Annotated in this window: 31 protein-coding genes; 13 read left to right on the top strand and 18 right to left on the bottom strand. The window is 69.9% G+C overall.

The genetic code is table 11. The features are described 5' to 3' along the window. The coding region (locus KXR53_RS24495) for an ATP-grasp domain-containing protein (protein WP_437377910.1) at window positions 1-512 on the bottom strand (512 nt) is incomplete at its 3' end. A 200-nt stretch (window positions 513-712) separates the two neighbouring features. Between KXR53_RS24495 and KXR53_RS24490 the strand changes: the two genes are divergently transcribed. Together KXR53_RS24490 and KXR53_RS24485 are read left to right on the top strand one after the other, a co-directional pair. Continuing rightward, window positions 713-1,327 (top strand): glutathione S-transferase family protein, encoded by a 615-nt coding sequence (locus KXR53_RS24490; RefSeq protein ID WP_437377909.1) that lies wholly within the window; start codon window positions 713-715, stop codon window positions 1,325-1,327. 241 nt (window positions 1,328-1,568) lie between these two features. Next, window positions 1,569-3,191: a M28 family metallopeptidase gene (locus KXR53_RS24485; RefSeq protein WP_437377908.1), complete on the top strand. Its 1,623-nt coding sequence runs from the start codon at window positions 1,569-1,571 to the stop codon at window positions 3,189-3,191. Window positions 3,192-3,246: 55 nt separating this feature from the next. On the opposite strand, the gene KXR53_RS24480 is transcribed toward KXR53_RS24485, so the two are convergent. From KXR53_RS24480 to KXR53_RS24455, 6 genes are all read right to left on the bottom strand, one after another. Next, window positions 3,247-4,329 (bottom strand): sn-glycerol-3-phosphate import ATP-binding protein UgpC, encoded by a 1,083-nt coding sequence (locus KXR53_RS24480; protein ID WP_437377907.1) that lies wholly within the window; start codon window positions 4,327-4,329, stop codon window positions 3,247-3,249. Next, window positions 4,329-5,177 carry a sn-glycerol-3-phosphate ABC transporter permease UgpE gene (gene ugpE / locus KXR53_RS24475; protein ID WP_437377906.1) on the bottom strand — a complete coding sequence of 283 codons (849 nt, stop codon included), beginning with the start codon at window positions 5,175-5,177 and terminating at the stop codon, window positions 4,329-4,331. The genes KXR53_RS24480 and ugpE overlap by 1 nt, the downstream gene beginning before the upstream one ends. Continuing rightward, window positions 5,174-6,058, bottom strand: coding sequence for a sn-glycerol-3-phosphate ABC transporter permease UgpA (ugpA, locus tag KXR53_RS24470; RefSeq protein WP_437377905.1), 885 nt, complete (start codon window positions 6,056-6,058; stop codon window positions 5,174-5,176). Before ugpA ends, ugpE begins: the two co-directional genes overlap by 4 nt. An 11-nt stretch (window positions 6,059-6,069) precedes the next feature. Then, entirely contained in the window at window positions 6,070-7,371 is a 1,302-nt protein-coding gene (gene ugpB / locus KXR53_RS24465; protein ID WP_437377904.1) for a sn-glycerol-3-phosphate ABC transporter substrate-binding protein UgpB, read from the bottom strand. A gap of 135 nt (window positions 7,372-7,506) precedes the next feature. Next, the gene (glpK, locus tag KXR53_RS24460) at window positions 7,507-9,000 is read right to left on the bottom strand and encodes a glycerol kinase GlpK (protein WP_437377903.1); all 1,494 of its coding nucleotides are present in this window, start codon (window positions 8,998-9,000) and stop codon (window positions 7,507-7,509) included. 110 nt (window positions 9,001-9,110) lie between these two features. Further along, the gene (locus tag KXR53_RS24455) at window positions 9,111-9,674 is read right to left on the bottom strand and encodes a RecX family transcriptional regulator (protein ID WP_437377902.1); all 564 of its coding nucleotides are present in this window, start codon (window positions 9,672-9,674) and stop codon (window positions 9,111-9,113) included. Between the two features lie 369 nt (window positions 9,675-10,043). On the opposite strand from KXR53_RS24455, the gene nhaA reads away from it, so the two are divergent. After that, a complete protein-coding gene (gene nhaA / locus KXR53_RS24450; RefSeq protein ID WP_437377901.1) occupies window positions 10,044-11,279 on the top strand; it encodes a Na+/H+ antiporter NhaA in 1,236 nt (411 codons plus the stop codon). Here nhaA and KXR53_RS24445 read toward each other — a convergent pair. The 4 genes from KXR53_RS24445 to KXR53_RS24430 all read right to left on the bottom strand — a co-directional run bounded on the left by KXR53_RS24445 (window position 11,230) and on the right by KXR53_RS24430 (window position 14,972). Beyond that, the gene (locus KXR53_RS24445) at window positions 11,230-12,147 is read right to left on the bottom strand and encodes a lipid kinase (protein WP_437377900.1); all 918 of its coding nucleotides are present in this window, start codon (window positions 12,145-12,147) and stop codon (window positions 11,230-11,232) included. The two genes, nhaA and KXR53_RS24445, sit on opposite strands and share 50 nt — an antisense overlap. Continuing rightward, window positions 12,144-12,563, bottom strand: a complete 420-nt coding sequence (cueR, locus tag KXR53_RS24440) for a Cu(I)-responsive transcriptional regulator (RefSeq protein WP_437377898.1) — start codon at window positions 12,561-12,563, stop codon at window positions 12,144-12,146. Before cueR ends, KXR53_RS24445 begins: the two co-directional genes overlap by 4 nt. 129 nt (window positions 12,564-12,692) lie before the next feature. Next, entirely contained in the window at window positions 12,693-14,192 is a 1,500-nt protein-coding gene (gene ansP, locus KXR53_RS24435) for an L-asparagine permease (RefSeq protein WP_437377897.1), read from the bottom strand. A 522-nt stretch (window positions 14,193-14,714) separates the two neighbouring features. Continuing rightward, the gene (locus tag KXR53_RS24430) at window positions 14,715-14,972 is read right to left on the bottom strand and encodes a hypothetical protein (protein WP_437377896.1); all 258 of its coding nucleotides are present in this window, start codon (window positions 14,970-14,972) and stop codon (window positions 14,715-14,717) included. Window positions 14,973-14,984: 12 nt separating this feature from the next. On the opposite strand from KXR53_RS24430, the gene KXR53_RS24425 reads away from it, so the two are divergent. Next, window positions 14,985-15,383 carry a LuxR C-terminal-related transcriptional regulator gene (locus KXR53_RS24425; RefSeq protein WP_437377895.1) on the top strand — a complete coding sequence of 133 codons (399 nt, stop codon included), beginning with the start codon at window positions 14,985-14,987 and terminating at the stop codon, window positions 15,381-15,383. Between the two features lie 54 nt (window positions 15,384-15,437). Here KXR53_RS24425 and KXR53_RS24420 read toward each other — a convergent pair whose 3' ends face one another. Then, window positions 15,438-16,307 (bottom strand): LysR substrate-binding domain-containing protein, encoded by an 870-nt coding sequence (locus KXR53_RS24420; protein ID WP_437377893.1) that lies wholly within the window; start codon window positions 16,305-16,307, stop codon window positions 15,438-15,440. A gap of 115 nt (window positions 16,308-16,422) precedes the next feature. Here KXR53_RS24420 and KXR53_RS24415 point away from each other — a divergent pair, with 115 nt between their 5' ends. Both KXR53_RS24415 and KXR53_RS24410 read left to right on the top strand, forming a co-directional pair. Beyond that, window positions 16,423-17,316 carry a PhzF family phenazine biosynthesis protein gene (locus KXR53_RS24415; protein ID WP_437377892.1) on the top strand — a complete coding sequence of 298 codons (894 nt, stop codon included), beginning with the start codon at window positions 16,423-16,425 and terminating at the stop codon, window positions 17,314-17,316. Between the two features lie 23 nt (window positions 17,317-17,339). After that, on the top strand, window positions 17,340-17,729 hold the full coding sequence (locus tag KXR53_RS24410; protein WP_437377891.1) for a RidA family protein: 390 nt from the start codon (window positions 17,340-17,342) through the stop codon (window positions 17,727-17,729). A gap of 180 nt (window positions 17,730-17,909) precedes the next feature. On the opposite strand, the gene KXR53_RS24405 is transcribed toward KXR53_RS24410, so the two are convergent. Both KXR53_RS24405 and KXR53_RS24400 read right to left on the bottom strand, forming a co-directional pair. Continuing rightward, on the bottom strand, window positions 17,910-18,497 hold the full coding sequence (locus tag KXR53_RS24405; protein WP_437377890.1) for an ActR/PrrA/RegA family redox response regulator transcription factor: 588 nt from the start codon (window positions 18,495-18,497) through the stop codon (window positions 17,910-17,912). Next, window positions 18,494-19,888: an ActS/PrrB/RegB family redox-sensitive histidine kinase gene (locus KXR53_RS24400; RefSeq protein ID WP_437377889.1), complete on the bottom strand. Its 1,395-nt coding sequence runs from the start codon at window positions 19,886-19,888 to the stop codon at window positions 18,494-18,496. The genes KXR53_RS24405 and KXR53_RS24400 overlap by 4 nt, the downstream gene beginning before the upstream one ends. A gap of 9 nt (window positions 19,889-19,897) precedes the next feature. Here KXR53_RS24400 and KXR53_RS24395 point away from each other — a divergent pair, with 9 nt between their 5' ends. Then, entirely contained in the window at window positions 19,898-20,659 is a 762-nt protein-coding gene (locus KXR53_RS24395; RefSeq protein WP_437377888.1) for an ABC transporter ATP-binding protein, read from the top strand. After that, window positions 20,656-21,492 carry an ABC transporter permease gene (locus KXR53_RS24390; protein ID WP_437377887.1) on the top strand — a complete coding sequence of 279 codons (837 nt, stop codon included), beginning with the start codon at window positions 20,656-20,658 and terminating at the stop codon, window positions 21,490-21,492. Before KXR53_RS24395 ends, KXR53_RS24390 begins: the two co-directional genes overlap by 4 nt. Before the next feature lie 9 nt (window positions 21,493-21,501). On the opposite strand, the gene KXR53_RS24385 is transcribed toward KXR53_RS24390, so the two are convergent. After that, on the bottom strand, window positions 21,502-21,810 hold the full coding sequence (locus KXR53_RS24385) for a YkgJ family cysteine cluster protein (RefSeq protein WP_437377886.1): 309 nt from the start codon (window positions 21,808-21,810) through the stop codon (window positions 21,502-21,504). A 26-nt stretch (window positions 21,811-21,836) separates the two neighbouring features. Further along, window positions 21,837-22,082: a hypothetical protein gene (locus KXR53_RS24380; RefSeq protein WP_437377885.1), complete on the bottom strand. Its 246-nt coding sequence runs from the start codon at window positions 22,080-22,082 to the stop codon at window positions 21,837-21,839. A 341-nt stretch (window positions 22,083-22,423) separates the two neighbouring features. Here KXR53_RS24380 and KXR53_RS24375 point away from each other — a divergent pair, with 341 nt between their 5' ends. From KXR53_RS24375 to KXR53_RS24355, 5 genes are all read left to right on the top strand, one after another. Beyond that, the gene (locus tag KXR53_RS24375; protein ID WP_437377884.1) at window positions 22,424-22,669 is read left to right on the top strand and encodes a hypothetical protein; all 246 of its coding nucleotides are present in this window, start codon (window positions 22,424-22,426) and stop codon (window positions 22,667-22,669) included. Window positions 22,670-22,700: 31 nt separating this feature from the next. Continuing rightward, window positions 22,701-22,964 (top strand): hypothetical protein, encoded by a 264-nt coding sequence (locus KXR53_RS24370; RefSeq protein ID WP_437377883.1) that lies wholly within the window; start codon window positions 22,701-22,703, stop codon window positions 22,962-22,964. A 181-nt stretch (window positions 22,965-23,145) separates the two neighbouring features. Further along, a complete protein-coding gene (locus KXR53_RS24365) occupies window positions 23,146-23,355 on the top strand; it encodes a cold-shock protein (protein WP_437377882.1) in 210 nt (69 codons plus the stop codon). Window positions 23,356-23,459: 104 nt separating this feature from the next. Further along, complete coding sequence (locus KXR53_RS24360; RefSeq protein WP_437377881.1) at window positions 23,460-23,624, top strand: hypothetical protein; 165 nt, start codon at window positions 23,460-23,462, stop codon at window positions 23,622-23,624. Between the two features lie 25 nt (window positions 23,625-23,649). Continuing rightward, a complete protein-coding gene (locus KXR53_RS24355) occupies window positions 23,650-23,877 on the top strand; it encodes a hypothetical protein (protein ID WP_437377879.1) in 228 nt (75 codons plus the stop codon). 18 nt (window positions 23,878-23,895) lie between these two features. Here KXR53_RS24355 and KXR53_RS24350 read toward each other — a convergent pair whose 3' ends face one another. Next, window positions 23,896-24,852, bottom strand: coding sequence for a threonine dehydratase (locus KXR53_RS24350; protein ID WP_437377878.1), 957 nt, complete (start codon window positions 24,850-24,852; stop codon window positions 23,896-23,898). A gap of 103 nt (window positions 24,853-24,955) precedes the next feature. After that, window positions 24,956-25,441: an LEA type 2 family protein gene (locus KXR53_RS24345; RefSeq protein WP_437377877.1), complete on the bottom strand. Its 486-nt coding sequence runs from the start codon at window positions 25,439-25,441 to the stop codon at window positions 24,956-24,958. Between the last annotated feature and the right edge of the window lie 21 nt (window positions 25,442-25,462).

Raw genomic sequence — 25,462 nt, 5'->3', positions numbered from 1 at the left:
TTGCGGGCGTGGAAGTCCGACAGCCCGGTGGCCGGGTCGATCGCCACCGTCAGGATCTTCTCCGGCGTCGCCGCCGCCACCTCCTCGATCGCCATGCCGCCCTCGGTCGAGGCGATGATCGTCACCCGCCCGCTCTTGCGGTCGACCAGGAACGACAGATACAGCTCGCGGGCGATGTCGCAGCCCTCCTCGACATAGACCCGGCCGACCGCCTTGCCCGAAGGCCCGGTCTGCACCGTCACCAGCGTCCGGCCCAGCATCGCCTCGGCCTGCGCCGCCACCTCGGCCACCGACTTCACCACCCGGACCCCGCCCTTGCCCGACGGATCCTCCTGGAAATGGCCCTTGCCGCGGCCGCCGGCATGGATCTGCGCCTTGACGACGAACACACCGCCGCCAAGACCCTCCGCCACGCGCACCGCCTCCTCCGGCGTGTACGCCACCCCGCCGCGCGGCACCGGCACGCCATACCGCCCCAGCAGCCCCTTCGCCTGATACTCGTGGATGTTCATGGACCGTCCGTCCTGGGTGAGAGCGCGGCGCCTGAGGCCGCCCGCGAAACGGCCGGCACAATAGCACCAGAATCGTGAGGGGCAACCGCGTTGCCGCAACGCAGCAAAACGCGGGACGCAGGGCGTTGATCCCGGCCGGTTTCGCGCCATCATCCTGTTGCCATGCTGTTGCGGCCCGGAACGGACGGAAGGACGCGGCGATGTACAGGCTGTACTGGAACAAGGACACCGGCGCCTTCGCCCCTGACGTGGTGCTGCGCCTGGCCGGCGTGCCGTGCGAGCGGATCCGCGTCGACCACCAGGCGGGCGAGCACCGCCGTCCCGACTATCTGCGCTTGAATCCGCTCGGCGAGATCCCGACCCTGGTGCTGCCGGACGGCACGGTGCTGACCGAATCGGCGGCGATGATCCTGCATCTGGTCGACGCCCATCCTGGGGCCGGGCTGGCGCCGCCGCCCGGCAGCGCCGACCGCGCCCGTTTCGACCGCTGGCTGCTGTTCATGGCGGTGAACCTGTACGCCGCCGCGGTGCGGCAGGCGCATCCGGAGCGCTTCACCACCGACCCCGCCGGCGCGCCGGGGGTGAAGGAGGCGGCGGACCGCGCCGTCGACCGCTACTGGGCGCTGATCGCCGACGCGCTCTCGCCCGGCCCGTTCCTGCTCGGCGAGCGCCGGACCGCGGCCGACCTGTATCTGCTGACGCTGCTGACTTGGTACGACTTCCGCGAGGAGATGACGCCGCTCAGCACCATCTGGGACCGGCTTCTGGCCGATCCCGTCGTGGCGGAGGCCTGGACTCTCTACTTCACCGACTGAAGTTACGTGGCAGCGGTTGTCGCGATTTGTCTGTCAAATTTGAACAATGAAAACGGTGTTAATTTATAACATCAAATAACTTTGAAGAATTCCGGACAAATTGCCCTAAATCTATAATGTTGACGCGTCTCGCTTCGCTGCCGGACAGTGGCGGCAAGTGGGGAGGCTGGCCGGGACGAGGCCATTCGACTGCGATCCGGGCGGCCATAAGCCCCACCGTAAACGACGAAGGGGGACCATCGTGAAAACGCGTTATCTGGCGGCCGCTCTGCTGGCGTCCGCCATCGCCTTTCCTGCGTCTTCGGCCCTCGCCGCCACGGAAACCCCGGCATCCGCCGCATCGGCGACCACGGCGTCCGCCAGCGCCGCCCAGCGCAGCCTGATCGGCGACCTCATCACCGCGCTGATGAGCCGCGATCTGCAGCGGGCGGTCACGGTCGACGGCATCCGCCAGCACCTGACCGCGCTGCAGGCGATCGCCACTGCCAATGGCGGCAACCGCGCCGCCGGACTGCCGGGCTACAAGGCCTCGGTTGACTATGTGAAGCAGCGGCTGCAGCGCGCCGGCTATCAGGTGACGCTCCAGCCCTTCCAGTTCGACTTCTTCCAGGAGACCGGCACGCCGGAGTTCGAGCGGGTGTCGCCGTCGCCGCGGACCTACACACCCCAGACCGACTTCGCGACCACGCTCTATTCCGCCTCGCGCGAGGTCACCGGCCGGGTGGTGCCGACCAACAACATCGTCCTGCCGCCCACGCCGGAGCCGAGCTCGGCCAGCGGGTGCGAGGCCGCCGACTATCCGCCGGAGACGGCCGGGGCCATCGCCCTGATCCAGCGCGGCACCTGCACCTTTGCGCAGAAGGCGGCGATGGCGGAGGCGGCCGGCGCCATCGGCGTCATCATCATGAACGAGGGCCAGCCGGGTCGCACCGATGTGATCGAGGGCGTGGGCCTCGGCGCCCCCCGGCCGTACCCGGGGGTCTTCACCACCTTCGAGGTCGGCAACGAGCTGTACACCCAGGCCCAGTCCGGCCCGGTCACCGTCCGCATCAAGGTCGACGCCATCAACGAGCCGCGGACGACCTGGAACGTCATCGCCGACACCCGCTTCGGCAACCCGAACAAGATCGTCACGGTCGGGGCGCATCTCGATTCGGTGCAGGTCGGCCCGGGCATCAACGACAACGGCAGCGGCACCGCCGCCAATCTCGAAGTCGCCGAGCAGATCGGGCGCCGGCAGCTCCTGCTGCGCAACCGGGTGCGCTTCGCCTTCTGGGGCGCCGAGGAGCTCGGACTGCTCGGCTCCGAGCACTATGTCGCGACGCTGAGCGACGCCGAGAAGGCGAAGATCCTGCTGAACCTGAACTTCGACATGGTGGGATCGCCGAACTTCGTGCGCTTCGTCTATGACGGCAACGGCTCCGACACGCCGGATGCGGGGCCGGATGGCTCGGGCCTGATCGAGAACGTGTTCCTGGCCCATTTCGCCCAGAAGAACCTGGCCACCGCCCCCACCGCCTTCGACGGCCGGTCCGACTACGGGCCGTTCATCGCCGAGGGCATCCCGGCCGGCGGCCTGTTCAGCGGCGCCGAGAACGTCAAGTCCGAGGCCGAGGCGCGGATCTACGGCGGCACCGCCGGCCAGCCCTACGACGCCTGCTACCACGCGCCCTGCGACGGCATCGCCAACATCAGCAACACGGCGCTGGACCAGTTCAGCGACGCCATCGCGAACGCGGTCATCGTGTTCGCGATGCGGCGCGACCCGGTGGTCGACACGGCGGAGTTCGCGGCCTCGGCCGCCAAGCGCGCCGCGGCAGCCAAGCGTGGCCCGATGTTCAAGGGCCCGATGGCCATCCGCTGAGCACGGCAGCCTGACGACGGGCCGGGCCGAGTGCCCGGCCCTTTTTCTTGCTCACTCAGCCTAGGGCGCGGCCGGTGTCCGGATCGAACAGGTGCAACTGCTCCTCCGGCACGGCGAAGGCCAGGCGGTCGCCGCCGCGCACCGGCACCACCCCGGGCAGCCGGGCCAGGAGGGGCGTGCCGTCGCCCAGCCGGCCGTGCATCACCGTGTCGGCGCCCAGCGCCTCGACCAGCTCGACCGCGACGTCCAGCCGGTGCTCCGGGTCGGACGCGCCGTCGAGATCCAGATGCTCCGGCCGGATGCCAGCCACGACCTTCCGCCCGCCCAGCGCCGCTGCGCGCTTGGTGGCGATGCGCTGGCCGCCGGGCAGCACCACGCCGCCGCCGTCCGGCGCCACCGCCGCCGGCAGGAAGTTCATCGCCGGCGAGCCGATGAAGCCGGCGACGAAGATCGAGGCCGGCTTCAGATAGATGTCGAGCGGCGGGCCGATCTGCTCCGCCACCCCGCCATTCATCACCATGATCCGGTCGGCCAGAGTCATGGCCTCGACCTGGTCGTGGGTGACGTACAGGCTGGTGACGCCGAGGCGCGACTGCAGCCGCTTGATCTCGATCCGCATCTGGGTGCGCAGCTTGGCGTCCAGGTTCGACAGCGGCTCGTCGAACAGGAACACGGCGGGCTCGCGCACGATGGCGCGGCCCATGGCGACGCGCTGGCGCTGCCCGCCCGACAGCTGCCGCGGCTTGCGGTCCAGGAGCGCCGACAGCTCCAGCGTCTGTGCCGCCGCGCGCACCCGCTGGTCGATCTCGGCCTTGGACAGGCCCTGTATGCGCAGGCCGTACGCCATGTTGTCGTACACCGACATATGCGGGTACAGGGCGTAGTTCTGGAAAACCATGGCGATGTTCCGGTCCTTCGGCTCCAGCCGGTTCACCACCCGGCCGCCGATCGCGATCTCGCCGGCGCCGATGCTCTCCAGCCCCGCCACCATGCGCAGCAGGGTCGACTTGCCGCAGCCGGACGGGCCCAGCATGACCAGGAACTCGCCATCGGCGATGGTGCAGTCGATGCCCTTGATGGTCTCCTGCGCCGCGCCGGGATAGGTCTTGCGGACGCCGCGGATCTCGACGGTGGCCATTATTTCTCGCTCTCAATCAGGCCCTTCACGAACCACCTCTGCATCGCCAGCACCACCACGACGGGCGGGATGATGGCGAGGATGGTGGTCGCCATCACCAGGTTCCATTCGGTGTCGGCGTCGGTGAAGGAGATCATCTTTCGCAGCGCGATGATGATCGTGTTCATGCTGTTGTCGTTGGTCACCAGAAGCGGCCAGAGATACTGGGTCCAGCCGTAGATGAAGGTGATCACGAACAGGGCCGCGATGTTGGTGCGCGACAGCGGCAGCAGGATGTCGCGCAGGAAGCGCAGGGGGCCGGCGCCGTCGATCCGCGCCGCCTCCACCAGCTCGTCCGGCACGGTCAGAAAGAATTGACGGAACAGGAAGGTGGCGGTGGCCGAGGCCATCAGCGGCACGGTCAGCCCGGCATAGGTGTCAAGCAGGCCGAGATTCACGATCACCTGATAGGTCGGGACGATGCGCACCTCGACCGGCAGCATCAGCGTGACGAAGATCATCCAGAAGAAGACCAGCCGCAGCGGGAAGCGGAAGAACACGATGGCGTAGGCCGAGAGCAGCGAGATCGTGATCTTGCCGACCGCGATCGCCAGCGCGACCACCGAGGTGTTCCACAGCACCCGGACCATGTCGACGCCGCCGATCCGGCCGGAGCCGCCGAACAGCGCGCCGCCGTAATTCTCCAGGAAGCGGTCGCCGGGCAGGAGCGGCAGCGGCGGCGCCAGGATGGCCCGGGTCGGGTAGGTCGAGGCGACCAGGGTGTAGTAGACCGGGAAGGCGACCAGCACGATCCCGACGATCAGGACGAAATGGGCCAGCAGCGTGCCGAGCGGGCGGTTCTCGATCATGCGTAATGCACCCGGCGCTCGACATAGCGGAACTGGAGGAAGGTGAGGGCGATCACCAGCGCCATCAGTATCACCGACTGCGCGGCCGAGACGCCCATCTGCTGGTTCACGAAGCCGTCATTGTAGACCTTGTAGACCAGGATCTCCGTCGCCTTGCCCGGGCCGCCGCTGGTCACGGCATGGATGATGCCGAACGTGTCGAAGAAGGCGTAGACGGTGTTGACCACCAGGAGGAAGAACGACACCGGCGAGATCAGCGGGAAGATGATGGTGCGGAAGCGGTGCGCCGGCCCGGCGCCGTCGATCGCCGCCGCCTCGATCAGGCTCTTCGGGATCGCCTGCAGCCCGGCCAGGAAGAACAGGAAGTTGTAGCTGATCTGCTTCCAGGCGGCCGCGGCCACCACCAGCGTCATCGCCTGGCCGCCGTTCAGCAGCGGGTTCCAGTCGAAACCGGCCTGGCGCAGCAGCACCGCCAGCGTGCCCATCGACGGGTTGAACAGGAACAGCCACAGCATGCCGGCGATCGCCGGGGCGATGGCGTAGGGCGACAGCAGCAGGGTGCGGTACGCGCCCTGGCCGCGCACCACCCGGTCGGCCATCACCGCCAGCAGCAGGGCGACGACCAGGGCCGAGACCGCCACCGCCAGCGAGAACACGACTGTGACCTGCAGCGAGTTCAGATAGGCCGGGTCGGCCAGCACCCGGCCGAAATTGTCCAGCCCGACGAAGCGGGTCCTCAGCCCGAACGGGTCCTCGCGCAGCATCGACTGGCGGATCGCCTGGGCGGCCGGCCAGAAGAAGAACACCAGGGTGATCGCGATCTGCGGCGCCACCAGGACGTAGGGCAGGACCTTGTTCGGAAAGATCGCGCGACGGTTCATCGATGCGTGGCTTACAGGTCCGCCGCCTCCTTGATCGCGGCGTTGGCGCGTTCGACCGCTTTGTTCAGCGCCGTCTTGGCGTCCTGCTGGCCGTTCAGCATCATCTCCAGCTCCTCGTTGATGATGTCTCGGACCTGGGGCAGGTTGATCACGCGCACGCCCTTGGAGTTCTCGGTCGGCGCCTTGCCCATCATCTGCAGGATCGGGATCTCGCGGCCCGGGTTCTCGTCGTAGAAGCCGGACTTCTTGGTGTCCTCATAGGCCGCCATGGTGATCGGCAGGTAGCCGGACTTCTGGTGCAGCCGGGCCTGGATCGGGGTCTGCGACAGGAACTCGAAGAACTTGGCCACGCCCTTGTATTCGGCCTCGGGATGGCCGGCCAGGACCCACAGGCTGGCGCCGCCCGGGATGGTGTTCTGCGGCGCCCCGGCCGCGTCCGGGTAATAGGGCAGGGTGCCGGTGCCGAAATTGATGCCCGACTTGACGATGTCGCCGAGGCCGCCCGAGGACTCGGTCATCATCGCGCATTCGCCGCTGGTGAACTTGGTCTTGGCCTCGGAGGTGCGGCCGCCATAGGAGAAGACGCCGGCCTTCTGCAGGTCGGCGAGGGTCTGGAAGTGGCGGACATTGAGGTCGCTGTTGATCAGCAGCTGCGGGTCCAGCCCGGCCAGGCCGTTCTGCAGGGTGGCGTAGGGGATGTTGTTCCAGGCGGCGAAATTCTCGAGCTGGATCCAGGTCAGCCAGGTCGAGGTGAAGCCGCAGGACCAGCCTGCCGCCTTGATCTTCTTGGCCGCGTCGAACAGCTCCGGCCAGGTCTTGGGCGGCGTGGTCTCGTCCAGCCCCGCCTTCTTGAAGGCGTCCTTGTTGTAATAGAGGATCGGCGAGGAGCTGTTGTAGGGGAAGGACAGCAGCTCGCCATCGGCGGTGCTGTAGTAGCTGATCACGCCGCCGAGATACTGCGATTTGTCGAAGGTGACGCCGTCGGCCTGCAGCACCTTGGCCACCGGGACCACAGCGCTCGACGCCGCCATCATGGTGCCGGTGCCGGCGTCGAACACCTGCAGGATGTGCGGCGGCTGGCCGGCGCGGTAGGCGGCGATGCCGGCGTTCAGCGTCTCCGGATAGGTGCCCTTGAACACCGGCACGACCTTGTAGTCGGACTGGCTGTCGTTGAATTCCTTGGCCAGAGTCTCGACCACCTCGTTGTTCGCCCCGGTCATGGCGTGCCACCACTGGATCTCCGTGGCGGCGAGGGCAGGCAGGCTGAGGGTCAGGACCGCGGCGGCGGCGGTCGTGGCAAAGCGCAATCTCATGGCGACTCTCCCTGAATCTTATGGCTCGGCGCTCTGCGGCGCCGCATCCCGGAACCATGCCAGGGCGCCCGGTCTTTTGCGACAATTTTCGTATCCGCGCGCCGAGGCGCGTTTCCGCGCCGAGAAGGCGACGGCTCAGCGCACGCCGCGGGCGCGCCGAACCGCCTTCTGCCAGCCCTCGTAAAGCCGGGCGCGGGTCGCGGCCGGCATCGCCGGTTCGAACAGCCGGTCGCGCTGCCAGGCCTCGGCCACGGCGTCGACCGAGGAGTAGACCCCGGCGGTCAGGCCGGCGAGGCAGGCGGCGCCCAGCGCCGTGGTCTCGATCACCTTCGGCCGCTCGACCGGGGTGTCCAGCATGTCGGCCAGCATCTGGCACAGCCAGTCGTTGGCGACCATCCCGCCATCGACCCTGAGGGCCTGCGGCCGGGCGCCGCCGTCGGCCACCATCGCCTCCATCAGGTCGCGGGTCTGGAAGGCCACGGCCTCCAGCGCCGCGCGGGCGATGTGGGCCGAGGTCGAATCCCGGGTCAGGCCCAGGATGGTGCCGCGCGCCTCCGGGTCCCAATGCGGCGCGCCGAGGCCGGTGAAGGCGGGCACCAGATAGACCCCGGCCGAATCCTCGACCGACCGGGCCAGGATCTCGCTCTCGCCTGCGCTCTTGATGATCTTCAGCCCGTCGCGCAGCCACTGGATGGTGGCGCCGGCGCTGAAGATCGCGCCCTCGATCGCGTAGGTCGGGCGGCCGTCCAGCCGGTAGGCGGTGGTGGTCAGCAGGCGATGCTTCGAGATCTTCGGCTTGTCGCCGATGTTCAAGAGGGCGAAGCAGCCGGTGCCGTAGGTCGACTTGATCATGCCCGGCTTGAAGCAGGCCTGGCCGAAGGTCGCCGCCTGCTGGTCGCCGGCCATGCCGGTGATCGGGATCGCGGCGCCGAACAGGATCCTGTCGGTGGTGCCGAAATCATGCGCGTTGTCGTGCACCTCCGGCAGCACCGCGCGCGGGATCCGGAACAGGGCCAGCAGCTCGTCGTCCCAGTCCTGGGTCCGGATGTTGAACAGCATGGTGCGGCTGGCATTGGTGGCGTCGGTCGCGTGCACCCGGCTGCCGGTCAGCCGCCACAACAGGAAGCTGTCGACGGTGCCGAAGGCCAGCTCGCCGGCCTCGGCCCGCCGCCGGGCGTCGGGCACGGTGTCCAAGAGCCAGGTCAGCTTGGTGGCGGAGAAGTAGGAATCGATGATCAGGCCGGTCTTGGCCTGCACCGCGGTCTCGTGCCCGGCCGCCGCCAGCTCGCGGCAGAAGCCGGCGGTGCGCCGATCCTGCCAGACGATGGCGTAGTGCAGCGCCCGGCCGGTCTGGCGGTCCCATAGCACCGCGGTCTCGCGCTGGTTGGTGATGCCGATCGCGGCGATGTGGTCCGCGGTCAGGCGGGCCCGGGCGATCGCGTCGCGGCAGGCCGAGACGGTGTCGGCCCAGATCCCCTCCGGGTCGTGCTCGACCCAGCCGTCGGCCGGGTAGATCTGGCGCAGCTCGCGCTGCGAGGTGGCCACCGGCCGGCCCTGGGCGTCGAACACGATCGCCCGAGTCGATGTCGTCCCCTGGTCGATCGCCAGGACATACGTGCGTCGCCGCATCCGCTTCCCTTCCCCTGCCCCGACCATGTTCGGATGTCACTATCCGAAGCGCGTTTCCGAACGTCAATGCACCAAACTGGTCCCACCTTGGCGCCCCGGCGACGACCGACTCAGTCCTCCGCCGCCTCCAGCGCCGCGGCGTCCGGCGCGTCGACCACGGCCCGGCACAGGCCGGGCGCGAAGCCGGCCCGGGCCAGCGCCGCCATGTCGCGCAGCCGGTGCGCCGCCCGCTCGGATTCGGCCCGGAACGGCCCCAGCCGGCGCCGGCGCGCCAGCCGGATCGCCGCCTCCCGGTCCGGATCCACCCCGGGCGCGCCGCCATACAGGGACAAGGCCTCGGCCGCAACTGTCTCGTCGACGCCGGCCTCGCGCAGCTTGACCCGGATCGCCCGGGCGGACCGGCCGCGCCGGGCCAGGCCGACGATCCGCATCTCAGCGAATTGCGCGTCGTCCAGCAGCTTCGACCGGGCCATGCGGTCCAGCAGCGCCGCGATCCGCGCCTCCGCGGCCTCGACATCGACCTCGACCCCGGCCTGCAGCGCGCGCCGGATCCGGCGCTGCAGCACCCGGCGCAGCTGGCCGGTGGAGGCGGCGTAGCGGCCGAGATAGTCCAGCGCCGCCCGCTCCAGGGCGGCGTCGTCGAGCGCGGGCGGTCGGCGGGGAGGGCGGGCCATGGCGCGACACTGCCGTGTCGGGGGTGCTGCTGCCAAGGGTGGCGTGAGCTGATCTGCAGTTTCTCTCCGCTCAACATCCACCGAACTTGATCGGCAGGGCAAACCGCAGATGCGAGAACCGTTTGCCTCTCCCGCGTGGCGGGAGAGGTCGACAGCGCGCAGCGCTGGCGGGTGAGGGCTGGCACCGGCCTCGACAAACTCCCTCACCCGGAGCCGCTTCGCGTCTCCGACCTCTCCTGCAAGCGGGAGAAGCAACGCGTTCCCGTGCCCGCGACATGGCCGGCCGGTCACTGCACCCCCGATTCCGGTTGAGCCAGCTCTGGCTATCGCCCAATTTGTCGTCCTCGACACGACGCCGGATAGGAGCCGATGCCCGAGACCGTGAAGACCTGGCTGGTCCGCAAGCCGATCTCGGCGATCCGCTCCTTCCTCGAGATCGAGGCGGCGGGCGGCGTCGTCCTGATGGCGGTGGCAGTGCTCGCCCTGATCGCCGCCAACTCGCCGCTGGCCGGCGCCTATGACTGGCTGCTGCACCTGCCGATGGGCCTGCGCATCGGCGATTACGCGCTCGAGAAGACGCTGCTGCATTGGGTCAATGACGGGCTGATGGCGGTGTTCTTCCTGCTGGTCGGGCTTGAGATCAAGCGCGAGATCCTGCAGGGCGAGCTGTCGTCGCGCGAGACGCTGATGCTGCCCGGCATCGCCGCGCTGGGCGGCGTGGTGCTGCCGGCGCTGATCTACGCCGTGATCAATGTCGGCGACCCGGTGGCGCTGCGCGGCTGGGCGATCCCGGCCGCGACCGACATCGCCTTCGCCCTCGGCGTGCTGTCGCTGCTCGGCAGCCGGGTGCCGGTGTCGCTGAAGGTGTTCCTGACTGCGCTCGCGATCATCGACGACGTCGCCGCGGTGGTGATCATCGCCCTGTTCTACGCCGGCGACATCTCGCTGCCGTTCCTGGCCTGGGCCGCCGCCGGCGTGGCCGTGCTCGGCCTGTTCAACTGGCTCCGGGTGCAGGCGATCTGGCCCTATCTCGTGGTCGGCGGCGTGGTCTGGCTGTTCGTGCTGAAATCCGGCCTGCACGCCACCCTCGCTGGGGTGGTGCTGGCCTTCCTGGTGCCGCTCGACCGCACCGCTGAGGACGAGGACGAGCCGCCACTGCTGCGGCTCGAGCACAACCTGCACGATGTCGTCGCGTTCCTGGTGGTGCCGGTCTTCGGCTTCGCCAATGCCGGGGTCTCCTTTACCGGCGTCAGCCTGGCGTCGTTCCTGGAGCCGGTGCCGCTCGGCATCGCCGCCGGGCTGGTGCTCGGCAAGTCGCTCGGGGTCGGCGTCGCCTCCTGGGCGGCGATCCGTCTCGGCGTGGCGGCGCTTCCGGCCGGGGCGACCACGCCCCAGCTCGCCGGCGTCGCGCTGCTGGCCGGCATCGGCTTCACCATGAGCCTGTTCATCGGCGCGCTGGCCTTCGAGGACCCGGCGCTGCAGGCGGCGACCAAGATGGGCGTGCTCGCCGGCTCCCTGGTCTCGGCGGTGCTGGGCAGCCTGTGGCTGCTCGCGGTCAGCCCCCGGCAGCCGACGCCGATGCCGGAGCAGCTGCCGGGGACCTGACCGCGGGTGTGTAGACCCGCACCGCCTTCGGCAGCACCCGGAACCGGGCCGGGGTCCGGGTCGTCACCTCGCCGTCGGTGTTGATGTCGCGCGGGCGGCGGGTGCGGATCTCGACCTCGCGGCAGCGGAAGGCGTGGACCTCGTCCCAGCGGCCGTGACGGCCGGCGCGGAAGGACGGGTACATCAGCGCCAGCCACATCCAGTGGTCGACCTCGATCGAATAGACGTCGAGCAGGCCGTCATCCGGCGCCGCCTCGGTGGCGATGGTCATGCCGCCGCCGTAGAAGCGGCCGTTGCCGACCGCGATCTGGATGGTCTTGCCGCGGATCACCCGGCCGTCATCGGACCGGATCTCGGCCGAGAAGCGCTCCAGCCGCCGCACCAGCCGCAGTGCGGCGAGGCCGTAGCCGAAGCGGCCCCAGCGCTTCTTGGTCTCAGCGTCCAGCGCCCTGGCCAACTCCACGCCCAGGCCCAGGCTGGCGACGTTGAAGAAGGGCCGGCCGTTGACCTCGCCCAGGTCGATGCTGCGCAGCCTGCCGTCGACGATGACCTGCGCCGCGGCCGCCGGGTCGGCCGGCAGCTCCAGCGTCCGCGCCAGGTCGTTGGCGGTGCCGAGCGGCAGGATGCCGAGCGGCAGTCCGGTGTCCATCAGCGCCCGCGCGGCGTGGTTCAGCGTGCCGTCGCCGCCGCCGATGATGACGCAGTCGACCGCCGCGGCATGGCGCCGGATCAGGGTGTCGACATCGTCGTGCAGCGGCCGCACCGGCTCGACCCCGCCTTCGGTCAAGGTGCGGATCACGGCATCAAGGCCGGTCTCGGCCCGGCTGGCCTTCGGATTGACCAGGAACAGCGCCCGGCGCGCGATCATCGCATCGCGGCAACCGCTGCCCGGCGCTCCGGCGCGCCGGACAGCTCGTCGATGATCGGGCAGTCCGGGTCATGGTCGCCGGGGCACTGACGCACCAGCCTGCCCAGGCTCTCGCGCAGCGCCCCCAGCTCGCGGATCTTGGCGTCGATCTCGCCGATGCGGGCCGCGGCCACCGCCTTCACCTCGGAGGAGCAGCGCGTCGGGTCCTCGTACAGCGACAACAGGGCGCGGCACTGCTCGATCGAGAAGCCGAACTCGCGCGACCGGCGCAGGAAGCGCAGCACCTCCACCGTATGGGGGCAGTAGTCGCGGTAGTTGTTGTCGCGCCGGTCGGGGCGGACCAGCCCGATCTCCTCGTAATAGCGGATGGTCTTCGCCGGCAGGCCCGAACGCCGCGCCGCCTCGCCGATGTTCATCGCCGTCGTCTCTCCCTCGTCCCGCGCAGTGGATCAAATCGGGCGCCCGCTGCCAAGCGCCCGATGCGAGCTGCCGGCGGGGCGAGGATGAGAACAAATTCCGCTGCTCGTTGTTCCGGTGCGGCGGGGTCAGGACAGGCCTTCGCTCTGCGCCAGCAGCGGCTCCTTCTCCGCCATCGGCGCATCGGGCCGCAGTGCCATCACCTTCTTCCGCGCCAGCGCCCAGCCGACCAGGAGGCCGAGGCCGATCAGCGGCAACGCCGCGACGGTGAACGACCCGACCGGATAATCCAGCGCCATCAGCACCAGCACGCCCAGGAGGAAGACCAGGGTCAGCCAGGTGCTGACCGGCGCGCCCGGCATGCGGAAGGCGACCGGGTCGGCCTCGCCCCGCCGGATCGCGCGGCGCAGCATCAGCTGGCAGACCAGGATGAAGGCCCAGGTGCTGATGATGCCGAGCGAGGCGATGTTCAGCACGATCTCGAACACCTGCGACGGCACGACATAGTTCAGGACCACGCCGACCGCGTAGATCGCGACCGTCACCAGGATGCCGGCATAGGGCACCTTCCTGGCGTTCATCCGCGCCACGAAGTCCGGCGCCGAGCCGCCCATCGCCAGCGAGCGCAGCACCCGCCCGGTGGAATAGAGGCCGGAGTTCAGGCTGGACAGCGCCGCGGTCAGCACGACGATGTTCATGATCGTGCCGATGCCGGGCACGCCGAGCGCGCCGAAGAAGGTGACGAAGGGGCTGGTGCCGGCCCGGTACTCGGTCCAGGGCAGCAGCAGGACCAGCAGGACGACCGAGCCGACATAGAACAGGGCGATGCGCCAGATCACGCTGTTGATCGCCCGCGGCAGGATCTTGCGCGCCTCCTCGGCCTCGCCCGCGGCGGTGCCGATCAGCTCGATCCCGGCATAGGCGAAGACCACGCCCTGGATGATCACCACGGCGGGCAGGATGCCGTGCGGGAAGATGCCGCCGTTCTCGGAGACGAGCTGCAGCCCCGGCGCATGGCCGGCCACCTCCATGCCGCTGCCGAGAATGATGGTGCCGATCACGAGGAACAGCACCAGCGCCGCGACCTTGATCAGCGAGAACCAGAACTCCATCTCACCGAACCACCGCACCCCGACCAGATTCATCACCGTGACGATGCCCAGCGCGCCCAGCGCGAACAGCCATTGCGGCACGTCGCCGAACACCGGCCAGTACTTCATGTACAGGGCGACCGCGGTGATATCGACGATGCCGGTCATCGCCCAGTTCAGGAAGAACATCCAGCCGGCGACGAAGGACGCCTGCTCGCCCAGGAACTCCCGCGCATAGGAGACGAAGCTGCCGGAGGTCGGGCGGTGCATCACCAGCTCGCCCAGCGCGCGCAGGATCAGGAAGGAAAAGAAGCCGCAGACCAGATAGACCAGGGCCAGGGCGGGTCCGGCCAGCTGCAGCCGGCCGCCGGCGCCGAGGAACAGCCCGGTGCCGATGGCGCCGCCGATGGCGATCATCTGCACCTGCCGGGATTTCAGGCCTTTGTGATAGCCCTGTTCGTGGGAGTCGAGCCAGGCTCGCTTGTCTTGGGCGGGGTGGCGGGCGGCGGCGGATGCCGGCGGGGTGATCTTGGTCACTCTGTTGTCCGCTCTTGTTTCTGGGATTTTGTTCTTGCTTGTGCCGCGGGTGCGCGGAAGGGAGCGGGACGCTAGGTGGATCCGGATGGGCTGTCAATGCAGCCACACAATGTCGGCCCTGTCATCGCCGAAAATCTCAGAAATCCGGCCGGCTTCCCGAACGAAACATCAATTTTGCGTCGAAACCGCCGCACTCGAATCGATCGCTGATCTTGATCCGATCTGGACTCATCGATTGGGCCCATCTGGATCTAACGGTTCGGTCCAACGACTGCTAAATCCCCTTTATTGCGTTGCCGCTTCGCGGCGAAAGCAGTGCCGGAAGGAGGACTCTGTGCAGCTATATTCAATTTGAGAAAAAATATCTGCGAATTGGCGTCTGGGCGGTCTCGGGGAGGTGTGTTCTCCGTCTCTGCAGTTCCCGCCCCAGCAGGAGGTGGGCATGCATTCGGATCAAGATGCGAGGGACGCTTCCGTCTCTTTCGCCGGTGCGACGGAACTGCAGCTCGAGACCACCGGCGATCATTCTGCGCAGGCGGGTTCCGCAGCCGGCAGCGGCATCATCGCGGTCATCGACGGCCGGACGCTTGGTCGGGAGGTCCTGGCCCGGGCGCTCGAAATACTCGATGGACGCCGCACAATCCGCTCCTTCTCCAATACGATGAGTGGCTGATCGACGAGACACGGCACGAAACCGCAGCGATCCTGCTCGGGATCGGCGGCGCGGCCGGCGATGATCCGGATGTCCTGGACGATCTGCGCCGCCTGGCGCAGCGCCACCCCGACATCCCGGTGATCGTCACGGGCGACAGGGAAGAATCCGCCCAGGTGCTCGCCATCCTGTCGTGTGGCGCCCGCGGCTACATCCCGACCAGCGTCAGCTTGAGCGTGGCGATGGGGGCCTTGTCGCTCGCCGTGGCCGGAGGCGTGTTCGTGCCGGCGAGCACGCTCCCGCGCGCCGGCGGCCCGGACCGGAAGCGATCGGCGGAACCTGAGATGCGGTTCGGCCTCACCGAGCGGCAGAGGGCGATCGCGGATGGAATCTCCCGCGGGAAGCCGAACAAGATCATCGCCTATGAGCTGAACCTGTGCGAGAGCACGGTGAAGGTGCATATCCGCAGCATCATGAAGAAGCTGCAGGCCCGGAATCGCACCGAGGTCGCTTTCAAGCTGCACGCGGCCCGGTCGTGACGGACGCGCCCGTCGGATCGACGTCGTACGGCGCGCCTTCAGGCGCGGGCGGTGCTAGGACCTGAGCGACTCCATCAGCCAGCTCCGGAACCGGATGACGTCAGGCCGGCGCCAGCGGGCGGGGGTGGAGACCAGCCAGTAGCCGAGGCCGGCCTCGATGGTGTCGGGCAGGGCCCGGACCAGCCGGCCGGATTGCAGCGCATCCTCGACCAGCAGCGGCCAGGCCAGCCAGACGCCGTGGCCGGCCAGGGCGGCCTCGACCGCCAGCGACGCGTCGGGGAAGCGCCGGCGCGGATGGCCGGCCAGGGCGGCGGGACCGCCGGCCGCCAGCCAGGAATCCCAGCCGAACAGACTCTGCTCGTCCTCGATCAGCGGCACCGCGGCGGCCTGTCCGGGATCGGCCAGGGCGGCGGCGACCGAAGGGGTCGCGACCGCCAGCAGCGGCTGCGGCGCCACCAGCTCGGCCCTGAGGCCGAGCTGGTGGCCGCGGCCGAAACGGATGCCGAGATCGATGTCCTCGCGGTCGAACTCGACCAGCCGGCTGGTGGTCACCAGCCGCACCTCCAGCTCGGGATGGCGCGCGGCGAGGCCGACCAGCCGCGGCACCAACCATTTCGCGGCGAAGGCCAGGCCGCAGGTGACGGTCACGGCTCCACGCTCCTGCGCCGTCGCCTCCTCGACCGCCGCGGCGATGCGCTGGAAGCCTTCGCTCAGTCCCGGCAGTAGGCGGCGGCCGGCCGCGGTCGGTGTCAGACCGCTCTCGCCGCGCTCGAACAGGCCGAGGCCCAGCTGCTGCTCCAGCCCGCGCAGCCGATGGCTGACCGCGCTCGGGGTCACGCCCAGCGCCGCCGCGGCGCGGGACAGCGAGCCGAGCCGGCCCACCGCCTCCGCCGCCTGCAGCGCGTTCAGGGAGGGCAGGGACATCGCGGCCTCCTAAGATTTTCTCAATAGCGATTGAGGACATCTCGATTGGATCGGGGCGGCTTGCAACCGAATTATGCCTCGACGCCGCTGAACCCAGCTCAACCACAATCCGCCGATGACCGCTCCGCGCACTCTCCTCTTCTACTTGGTCGATGTCTTCGCCGAGGAGCCCCTGGCCGGCAATCCGCTGGCCGTGGTGCCGGAGGCGGACGGGCTGGACGAGGCCCTGCTGCGCCGGATCGCGCGCGAGCTGAACCAGTCGGAAACGACCTTCCTCCTTGCGCCGACGGCGTCTGGAGCCGCTTCCCGGCTGCGCTCCTTCACCCCGGCGGGGGCCGAAGTCTCGGGTGCCGGCCACAATTCGCTCGGCGCCTGGTGGTGGCTGGCGGAATCGGGGCGCCTCGGCCCGCTCGGCGACGGCCTCGCGCTGGCGCAGCAGCTCGGCGGCCGGGTCCTGCCGGTCGCGGTCGAGGCGCGGGCCGGGGCGCTGCAGGCGATCGGCCTGACCCAGGGCGCGCCGCAGGCCCTGGCGCAGCATCCCGATCCCGCGGCGCTGGCGGCGGCTCTGGGTCTGCCGAGCGATGGGCTGCGCTCCGGGGCGCGGGTCGTGTCGACCGGCGCGCCGCATCTCCTGATCCAGGCCCGCGACCGCGCGGTGGTGGCGGCGGCCCATCCCGATGCCGCCCGGCTGCTGGCCGAGCTGCGCCGGGTCGCGGCCCAGGGCTGCTATCTCTACAGCCTCGACCCCATCGACCCCGCGGCCGCCGCCCATGCCCGCTTCTTCAACCCGACCGTCGGCCTGTGGGAGGATCCGGCGACCGGCAGCGCCGCCGGCCCGCTGGCCTGGCATCTCGCCGAACGCAGGCTCGTGCCGGCTTCCGGCGAGGTCGTGATCGAGCAGGGCCACGCGCTCGGCCGGCCCAGCCGCATCGCCGTCCGGCTCGGCGACGGCCGGGTCGAGCTGCGCGGCCGCTGCGTCACCGTCGCCGGCGGCACGCTGCGCCTCTGACACCAGACCGGAAAGGACAGACCATGATCGGAACGCGCATCTTCACCGGCTCGCCCTATGAGGACCGGGCCGGCTACGCCCGGGCGGTGGTGGCGGATGGCTGGGTCTTCGTCTCCGGCACCACCGGCTTCGATCCGACCGACTTCTCCTTCCCGGAGGATGTCGAGAGCCAGTGCGAGAACTGCTTCCGCAACATCGCGTGGGCGCTGGGCCAGGCCGGCGCCGGGCTCGAGCATCTGGTGCGGGTGGTGATCTACGTCGCCAGCCAGGCGGAGTTCGAGCGCATCGTGCCGATCATCCGCCGCCACTGCGACGCGGCGCGGCCGGCCAATACCACGATCTTCGCCCAGATGGTACAGCCGCATATGCGGGTCGAGATCGAGGCGACGGCGCGGCTGCCGCAGGCGGAGTAAGGAAGGCGTCTCACGGGACCTGCTTGCGGACTCCCGACATCGTCATTGCGAGCGCAGCGAAGCAATCCAGGGCCGCAAGAGCGGAGGCATGGATTGCTTCGTCGGCTTCGCCTCCTCGCAATGACAGTGAGGGACGGACCGGCAGAGATGCAGGGCCCGAGCCGTCGTCCGCGGCGCCGGTCAGCCGCGCGGGGCGTGCTTGTTCAGGATCCGCTGCAGGGTGCGGCGGTGCATCTTCAGGCGCCGCGCCGTCTCCGACACGTTGCGGTCGCACTGCTCGAACACGCGCTGGATGTGCTCCCACCGCACCCGGTCGGCCGACATCGGGTTCTCCGGCGGCGGCGGCAGCTTCTCGCCGGGGTTCAGGAGGGCCGCCTCGATCTGGTCGGCGTCGGTCGGCTTGGCCAGATAATCGACGGCGCCGGCCTTCACCGCGGCCACCGCGGTGGCGATGTTGCCGTAACCCGTCAGCATGATCACCCGGCTGTCCGGCCGCGCCTCGTGCAGCACCGGCACGATGTCGAGGCCGTTGCCGTCGCCGAGCCTGAGATCCAGCACCGCGAAGGCGGGGGCGACGCGGCGGGCCAGGTCGATGCCGGTGGCCAGGCCGTCGGCCGTCACCACCTCGAAGCCCCGCTTCTCCATGGCGCGGGCCAGGCGGGTGCGGAAGGCGACATCGTCATCGACGATCAAGAGGCTCTTGGCCGCGTCGCGCGCCGGCAGCGGCGCCGGCTGGTCGGGGGTCGAGGTGGCAGGGGAGATGCTCATGCCCAGGTCCTTTCTTTCCTCTCAAATTTGTGTCGCGGCCACGCAACTGCAATAACCGCGCCCCCTTGCGGGCCATTCGAGAAGGACAGATGAGCCCCGCTGTGCTCGAGCAGCGTGGCTGCGATGAAGATGCCGAGCCCCATATGGTCGCTGTCCTCGCCGCGGCCCGACACATAAGGCTCGCCCAGCCGGCCCAGCAGCGCCGGCGGGAAGCCGGGGCCGTCGTCGACGATCCTCAGCACCACCGTCTTCGGCCCGTATTCGGCGCTGATCTCGACCTTGCTGCGGGCGAATTGCAGCGCGTTCTGGATCAGGTTGCCCAGGCCGTGGATCAGCTCCGGCGTCCGCCGCAGCATCAGCGCCTGGCCCGGCGGGCCCTCGGCGGCGGTGATGGTGAGGCGGCGGTTGTCAGCGTGCAGATAGGTCTCGGCCGCCGCCCCCGCCAGCGCCGGCAGGGTCATCAGCCGGAACGGGTCCTCGTCGTCCGGCTCCGGCCGCCGCGCCAGCTCGGTCAGGATGTCCCGGCAGCGGTTCACCTCCTGCTCCAGGAGGGCGATGTCCTCGGCCATCGGGCTGTCGGCCGGCACGTCGCGCCGCATCTCCCGCGCGATCAGGGTGATGGTGCCGAGCGGCGTGCCCAGCTGATGCGCCGCCGCCGCGGCCAGGCCGCCCAGCAGCGAGATCCGCTGCTCCCGCTCCAGCGCCATCTGGGTGGCGCCGAGCGCGTCCGATACCTGCCGGGCGTCGGCTGCGACCTGCCAGACATAATGCGAGATGAAGATGATCGCGATCCCCATCGCCAGGCCGACGCCGAGATGGTAGGGCCAGCCGCTGGAGGGCATGCCGCCCGGCAGCGGGTAGTGCCAGAAGGCCAGCAGCACCACGCCGGCGATGGCCAGGCCAGTCAGCGTCACCGTGCTGCGGTAGCTGAGCAGGGTGGCCGAGACCGTCAGCGGCGCCAGCATCAGCACCACGAAGGGGTTCAGGAGGCCGCCTGTGAGGAACAGCAGCGCCACCAGCTGGCACATGTCGTAGCCGAGATAGAGCGCCGCGTCCCGCTCCACCAGCCGCATCCGCCACTTGCCCTGGACCATGGCGGCGACGTTCAGCGCCACCGAGATGGCGACGATCGCCAGCGACGGCCACAGCGGCAGGGCATAGCCCAGCCAGTAATGCACGAACAGGATGGTGGCGGCCTGGCCGGCGACGGCGACCCAGCGGATCTTGATCAGGGTGATCTGGCTGATCCGCGCCCTAAGGCGCCGGCCCGGCACCGCGTCCGGCGCCTCGGGCAGCGGGCGCGTCAGGGCGTCCCGACCGGCCTCCGCCGGGCCGATGCCGGCCCCCTGGTCGTTTTCCGGCCTCTGGTCATTTTTGGACTGGCCGTCCATTCTCGCTCCATGCTCTCCGACGGCGTCATCATAGCGGAGCGCCTGACCAAGCGCTTCCACCGCAGCGCCGCGCCCGCGGTCGACGGCATCTCCTTCGCGGTGCCGCGCGGCGCCACCGTGGCCCTGCTCGGCGGCAACGGGGCGGGCAAGACCACCACGATCTCGATGCTGCTCGGCCTCTTGCTGCCGTCCGGCGGCCGCATCACCGTGCTGGGCCACGACATGGCCCGGAACCGATACGCCGTCCTGCCCCGGATGAACTTCTCGAGTCCCTATGTCGATCTGCCGCACCGGCTGACGGTGCGCGAGAACCTGGCGGTTTATGCCCGGCTCTACGGCGTGCGCGACCGCCGCCGCCGCATCGCCGAGCTGGCGGAGATGCTGGACCTGACCGGATTCATCGACCGGCCGTCCGGTAAATTGTCCGCCGGGCAGAAGACCAGGGTGGCGCTGGCCAAGGCGCTGGTCAACACGCCCGAGCTGCTGCTGCTCGACGAGCCGACCGCCTCGCTCGACCCCGATACCGGCGACTGGGTGCGCGGCATGCTGGAGCGCTACCGGGCCGAGCGCGGCGCGACCATCCTGCTGGCCAGCCACAACATGGCCGAGGTCGAGCGGCTGTGCGACCACGTGCTGATGATGAAGGCCGGGAAGATCGTCGACCAGGGCTCGCCCGGCCAGCTCATCGCCCGCTACGGCCGCACCGATCTCGAGGAGGTGTTCCTCGACATCGCCCGCAGCCGGGGCGCGCTGGGGGAGGCGGCGCAATGACCGAGACCACGATCTCTGCCTCTCCTCCTGCGCCGCGCGGCTCCGCGGGAGGCCGGATCGCGGCGGTGATGCTGCGCCACCTCTACATCCTGCGCGGCTCCGTGCCGCGTCTGATCGAGCTGATCTACTGGCCGACGGTGCAGATGGTGGTCTGGGGCCTGATCACCGAGAGCCTGGCGCCATCGATGAACTGGCAGGCCCAGGCCGCGGGCGTGCTGATCTCGGCGGTGCTGCTGTGGGACCTGCTGTTCCGGGCCCAGCTCGGCATGTCGATCTCCTTCCTCGAGGAGATGTGGAGCCGCAATCTCGGCCATCTCTTCGTCAGCCCGCTGCGGCCCTGGGAGTGGGTGACGTCGCTGATGGCGATGAGCCTGATCCGGACCCTGATCGGGGTGGTGCCGGCGGCGCTCCTGGCGATCCTGCTGTATCACTGGAACGTCTTCTCGCTCGGCCTGCCGCTGCTCGCCTTCTTCGTCAACCTGATCGTCACCGGCTGGGCCATCGCGCTGGTGGTGCTGGCGCTGATCCTGCGCTACGGCATGGGGGCGGAAGGGCTGGCCTGGGCGGTCGTCTTCGCCATCTCGCCGATCAGCGCGATCTACTACCCGGTCTCGGTGCTGCCCGGCTGGCTGCAGGGCATGGCCCTGGCGCTGCCGCCCGCCCATGTGTTCGAGGGCATGCGCGGCCTGCTGCACGGCCAGGGCTTCGCCATGGGCCATTTCCTCGCCGCGGTCGGCCTGAACGTGATCTGGCTCGCCCTCGGCTGCGCCGCGTTCCTCTGGGGCTTCCGCATCGCCCGCGACCGCGGCTCGCTTCTGCAGCAGGGGGAGTAGGGCCGGCGCTCAGCCCGCCGCCAGCCCCAGCCCGGCGCGCGCGATCCGGCAGGCGTCGTCGCCCGGCACGCAATCGCGGCAGACCGCCGGCCGGTCGGCATAGACCGCGCAGCGGGTGGACCGGCCGACCTCACCCTCCAGGGCCGAGCAGCGGTCGCCGTCGCAGCGCATCGCCGCCGAGGCAGCGTCCCGGTAGCGGCGGGGAACGCGCTCGATCTCTGCCGGGCTCTCGGTCCAGAACCGCGGCCAATCGCGGGAGAAGGCGCAGCAGGCGCCGCAGGACCGGCAATCCAGCGCCGCGGCTTCGGCGGGGGCCATCCCGTCCATATCAGCCCCGGCCGCCGTCAGGCGCCGCGTCGCCTGCGCGGGGAAGGTCCCTCGGCGTCGGTGCCGCGCGGCACGTCGGCGAGATCGGCCTCGGGCACCATGCGCTCCTCCGTACCGAGCACGCTGCGGACCCGATAGAGCCGGCCGGCGGATTCGCTCGGGTAATGCGCCACCACCGTGTAGGGGCCGGAGCCTGCGGTGCCGGGGCCGGTCCGGCGCCAGATGTAGACGGTGCTGCCAACGGCATATCGGTTGTCGTTCATTCCTGCATTTCTGCGCCCGCGAGGAGCGCGGTGAGGGGGCGGGCCTGCCATGGCGGCGCGGCCGTGATCCGCGGGACGCGTCCGGCTGCGGGTGCGATCCGTCGCCGCGGCCACCCTGCGCATCCAGCGCCCAATAAATTCCGAGAAGAGATAGCCTAGAGCGAATCCAGGGTTCTGTCTGCAGAAATCCTCCGGTCGAGCCTCTTCAGGCGCATCCCAAGATGCCGCTGGATGCCGCGACAGTTTAGTTTTCTGCGTCGGGCTGGAAATTGGCGGGCCGGCAGGCCCATAAGGGCCGGCTGTCGCGAAATATTATCTGGCCAAGGCGGAGCGGCGGCGCCATGCTGGTCGCTGAACCGACAAGGAATTGCAACATGACGGCAGGTGACGGCCGCCCCTCGACGCGCGGCGGGGATCCGGGCTCGGCGAGCGCGGTGGAACGGCAGGCCCGCGAGGCGCGCCAGGATGCGGAACGCTATGCGCGGCGCGGCAACAAGGCCATGTATGCGATCTCGCTGCAGGCCGCGCAGGAGCTCGAGGCCGCGGCAGCGGCCCATCGCGCCCAGCCGCCGAAGGACCGCCGCTGACACGAAGGGGCCGGCCCGGCCGAGGGAGACGATGGCGTTCTACAAGCTTTACCCGCGCGACTGGAACGACGAGAGCTGGCGCGGCGAGACCCGGTCCGTGCTGATCGTCCGGGCCGGAAGCGAGGCGGAGGCGCGGGCCACTGCCAGCGCCTGGGACAGGACCTCCGACCACGCCGAGCAGGCCCGGTGGTCGCGGCGCTGGGCCTCGTCGGACGTGACCCGCTGCATGGAGCTGGCTGCGGAGGGCGAGCCGGAGGTCCTGCTGGCCGGGCGGGGACGCGCGCCGGGGTCCTGACGGCGGCCGCCCGGCGGGTTGTCCTTGCCATCGCGGCGACGCTCCTTCATCCTGGGCCGGTCATTCTGGTGCGAAAGCCCGGCCTGCCTTTGGTTGCAGCCAGGATCGCTGCCTTCTCGGCAACCGTCTGATGCGCCGCGCAATTCCGCGCGGGGCAACCCCATGCCTAGGAGGCAGAACGATGCCCATCGGCACCGTGAAATGGTTCAACAGCACCAAGGGTTTCGGCTTCATTCAGCCGGAGAACGGCGGCGCTGACGTCTTCGTCCACATCTCCGCCGTCGAGCGCGCCGGCCTGCGGGGCCTGAACGAAGGCCAGAAGATCTCCTACGAGGAGCAGCGCGATCCCAAGCGCAACAAGACCTCGGCGGAGAATCTGAAGGCCGTCTGATCCACCCCTGATGCTCCGCGTCGAGGGCCGTCCGGACCCGTCCGGGCGGCCCTTGGTCGTGGGGCTAACCAAGGCGCGCCGCGCCGCGGGAATGGAGGGCCGCGATGCCGTTCAAGCCGAACTACAACCAGCAGCGCAACGATCGCAGTCGCGCCAAGGAACAGAAGAAGCAGGAAAAGCTGCAGCGCCGGGAGGAGGAGACCGCCCGCCGCAAGGCCGCCCGGGAGGGCGAGGCAGCGTCGCCGGACGACGAGACCGAGCCGTCCTGACCAGAACCGTCACCGGAGAGCCGCGATGGCCCGGAAGAAGCAATCCAACGACAGCACCTTCGTGCTGTTCGATGTCGTCTACCAGGACGGCTCCTTGAGCTCGAACCGCAAGGTTCCGCGGACCGAGGCCGACGGGCTGGACGGCGACGCTCCCGTCCGCGCCTTCATCGAGGCCCAGGACCGCAAGATCGCGGAGATGTCGGGCCGGCCCCGCGGCCCGATCAAGACCCTGAGCCGGTCGCCGGGACAGTAGCCCCCGCCGCGCCGACCCTCACCCTTCCGCCAGCACCCGCCGGGCGACGGCGAGGTCGATATTGCCGCCGGTCAGGATCAGGCCGACGCGCCGGCCCCGCATCCGCTCGCGCTCCTGCAGCAGCGCCGCCAGGGGTGCCGCGGCGGCGCCTTCGGCCAGGTTGTGGGTGTCGGTCCAGTAGGCGCGCAGGGCCGCGGCGATCTCCTCGTCGGTCACCCGGACGATCCGCTCGGCGCCGGCACGGATGATGGCGAAGGCCCCGGGGTCCGGCACCCGGCAGGCGACGCCGTCGGCGAAGGTGTCGGCGGTCTCGGTCGTCACCACCCGTCCGGCCTCGACCGACAGCGCCATCGCCGGCGCCTCGGTGGAGACGACGCCAACGATCCGGGTCCTCAGGCCAAGCAGGTCGCGGGTGCGGATCAGGCCGCAGATGCCCGACCCCATGCCGATCGGCACATAGACGGTGTCGAGCTCCGCCACCGCCCGGAACAGCTCCAGCGCATAGGTCGCGGCACCGCGCATCAGGTCCGGATGGAAGGCCGGAGCCATCTCCAGCCCGCGCTCCCCGGCCAGCCGCCGGGCGTGATCGTAGGCCTCGTCGAAGTCGCGGCCGTGCTCCACCAGCTCCGCCCCGAAGGCGCGCATGGCGGCGTTCTTCTCGACCGAGTTGCCGTGCGGCACGACGACGGTGACGGCGAGGCCGGTGCCGCGCGCGGCGAAGGGCAGGCTCTGGCCGTGATTGCCGCGCGTCGCCGTGACGATGCCGCGGATCTCCGGCCGGCGGCGGCGCAGCGCATCGATATAGACGATGCCGTTGCGCGCCTTGTAGGCGCCGGTCGGCGTGTGGTTCTCGTGCTTGACCCAGACCTCGCAGCCCGTGCGTGCGGCCAGCAGCGGCCAGGCGAATTGCGGCGTCGGCGGCATGGCCGCGTGCACCACACGGGCGGCGGCGTCGAGATCGGACAGGTCGAACATGGTCGGCGCTCCGGTCGGCAGCGAAGATTGCCAGCATCCGGGCTGCCGATTGTCCCGGTCAACCGGGACATTGTCTGGAGACAAGCGAGACGTCTCTGGGCTCTCAGAACGGCAGCAGCGAGTCCCTCAGCGTATCGCGCAGCGAGAACACCGTGCCTTCGTCGCGATAGGGGATATGGCGGCCGGCGCTCAGGAACACGCCCTCGACCCGCCATTTCAGCTCGCCGCGGCGGCCGATCGTCGCCAGCTGGTCGACCAGGCCGAGGCCGGAGCCGCGCAGCGGCACCACGACCTCCTGCTCGCCGCGGGCCGGCAGCAGGAAGGGACGGTTGCTGCGGCCGCTGCCGAACTCCCGCCCGTTCAGCTCGATCGTTGCGGTCATGGCGTCGACCTGCAGTCCGGTGCCCGCCTGCTCCTCGACCCACAGCAGCGCCTCCCAGCGCTGCTCGAACATCGTGGCGTCCACGGGCCGCAGGTCGACGATGCGGACCCGGGGCGGCGGCGGGCCGAGGAGCGGCGCGGCGCAGCCGGCGAGCACCCCCGCGGGCAGAAGGGCGAGGAGGCGGCGGCGTGAGGTCTGTCGGCTCATGATCCCCGAGGCTCGGCGGCG

This window comes from Inquilinus limosus (genome assembly GCF_051487185.1).
GTDB classification, from domain to species: Bacteria; Pseudomonadota; Alphaproteobacteria; order DSM-16000; family Inquilinaceae; genus Inquilinus; species Inquilinus limosus_F.
Note: the sequence above shows the minus strand (reverse complement) of the source record. Positions and strands in the feature narration are given on the sequence as shown.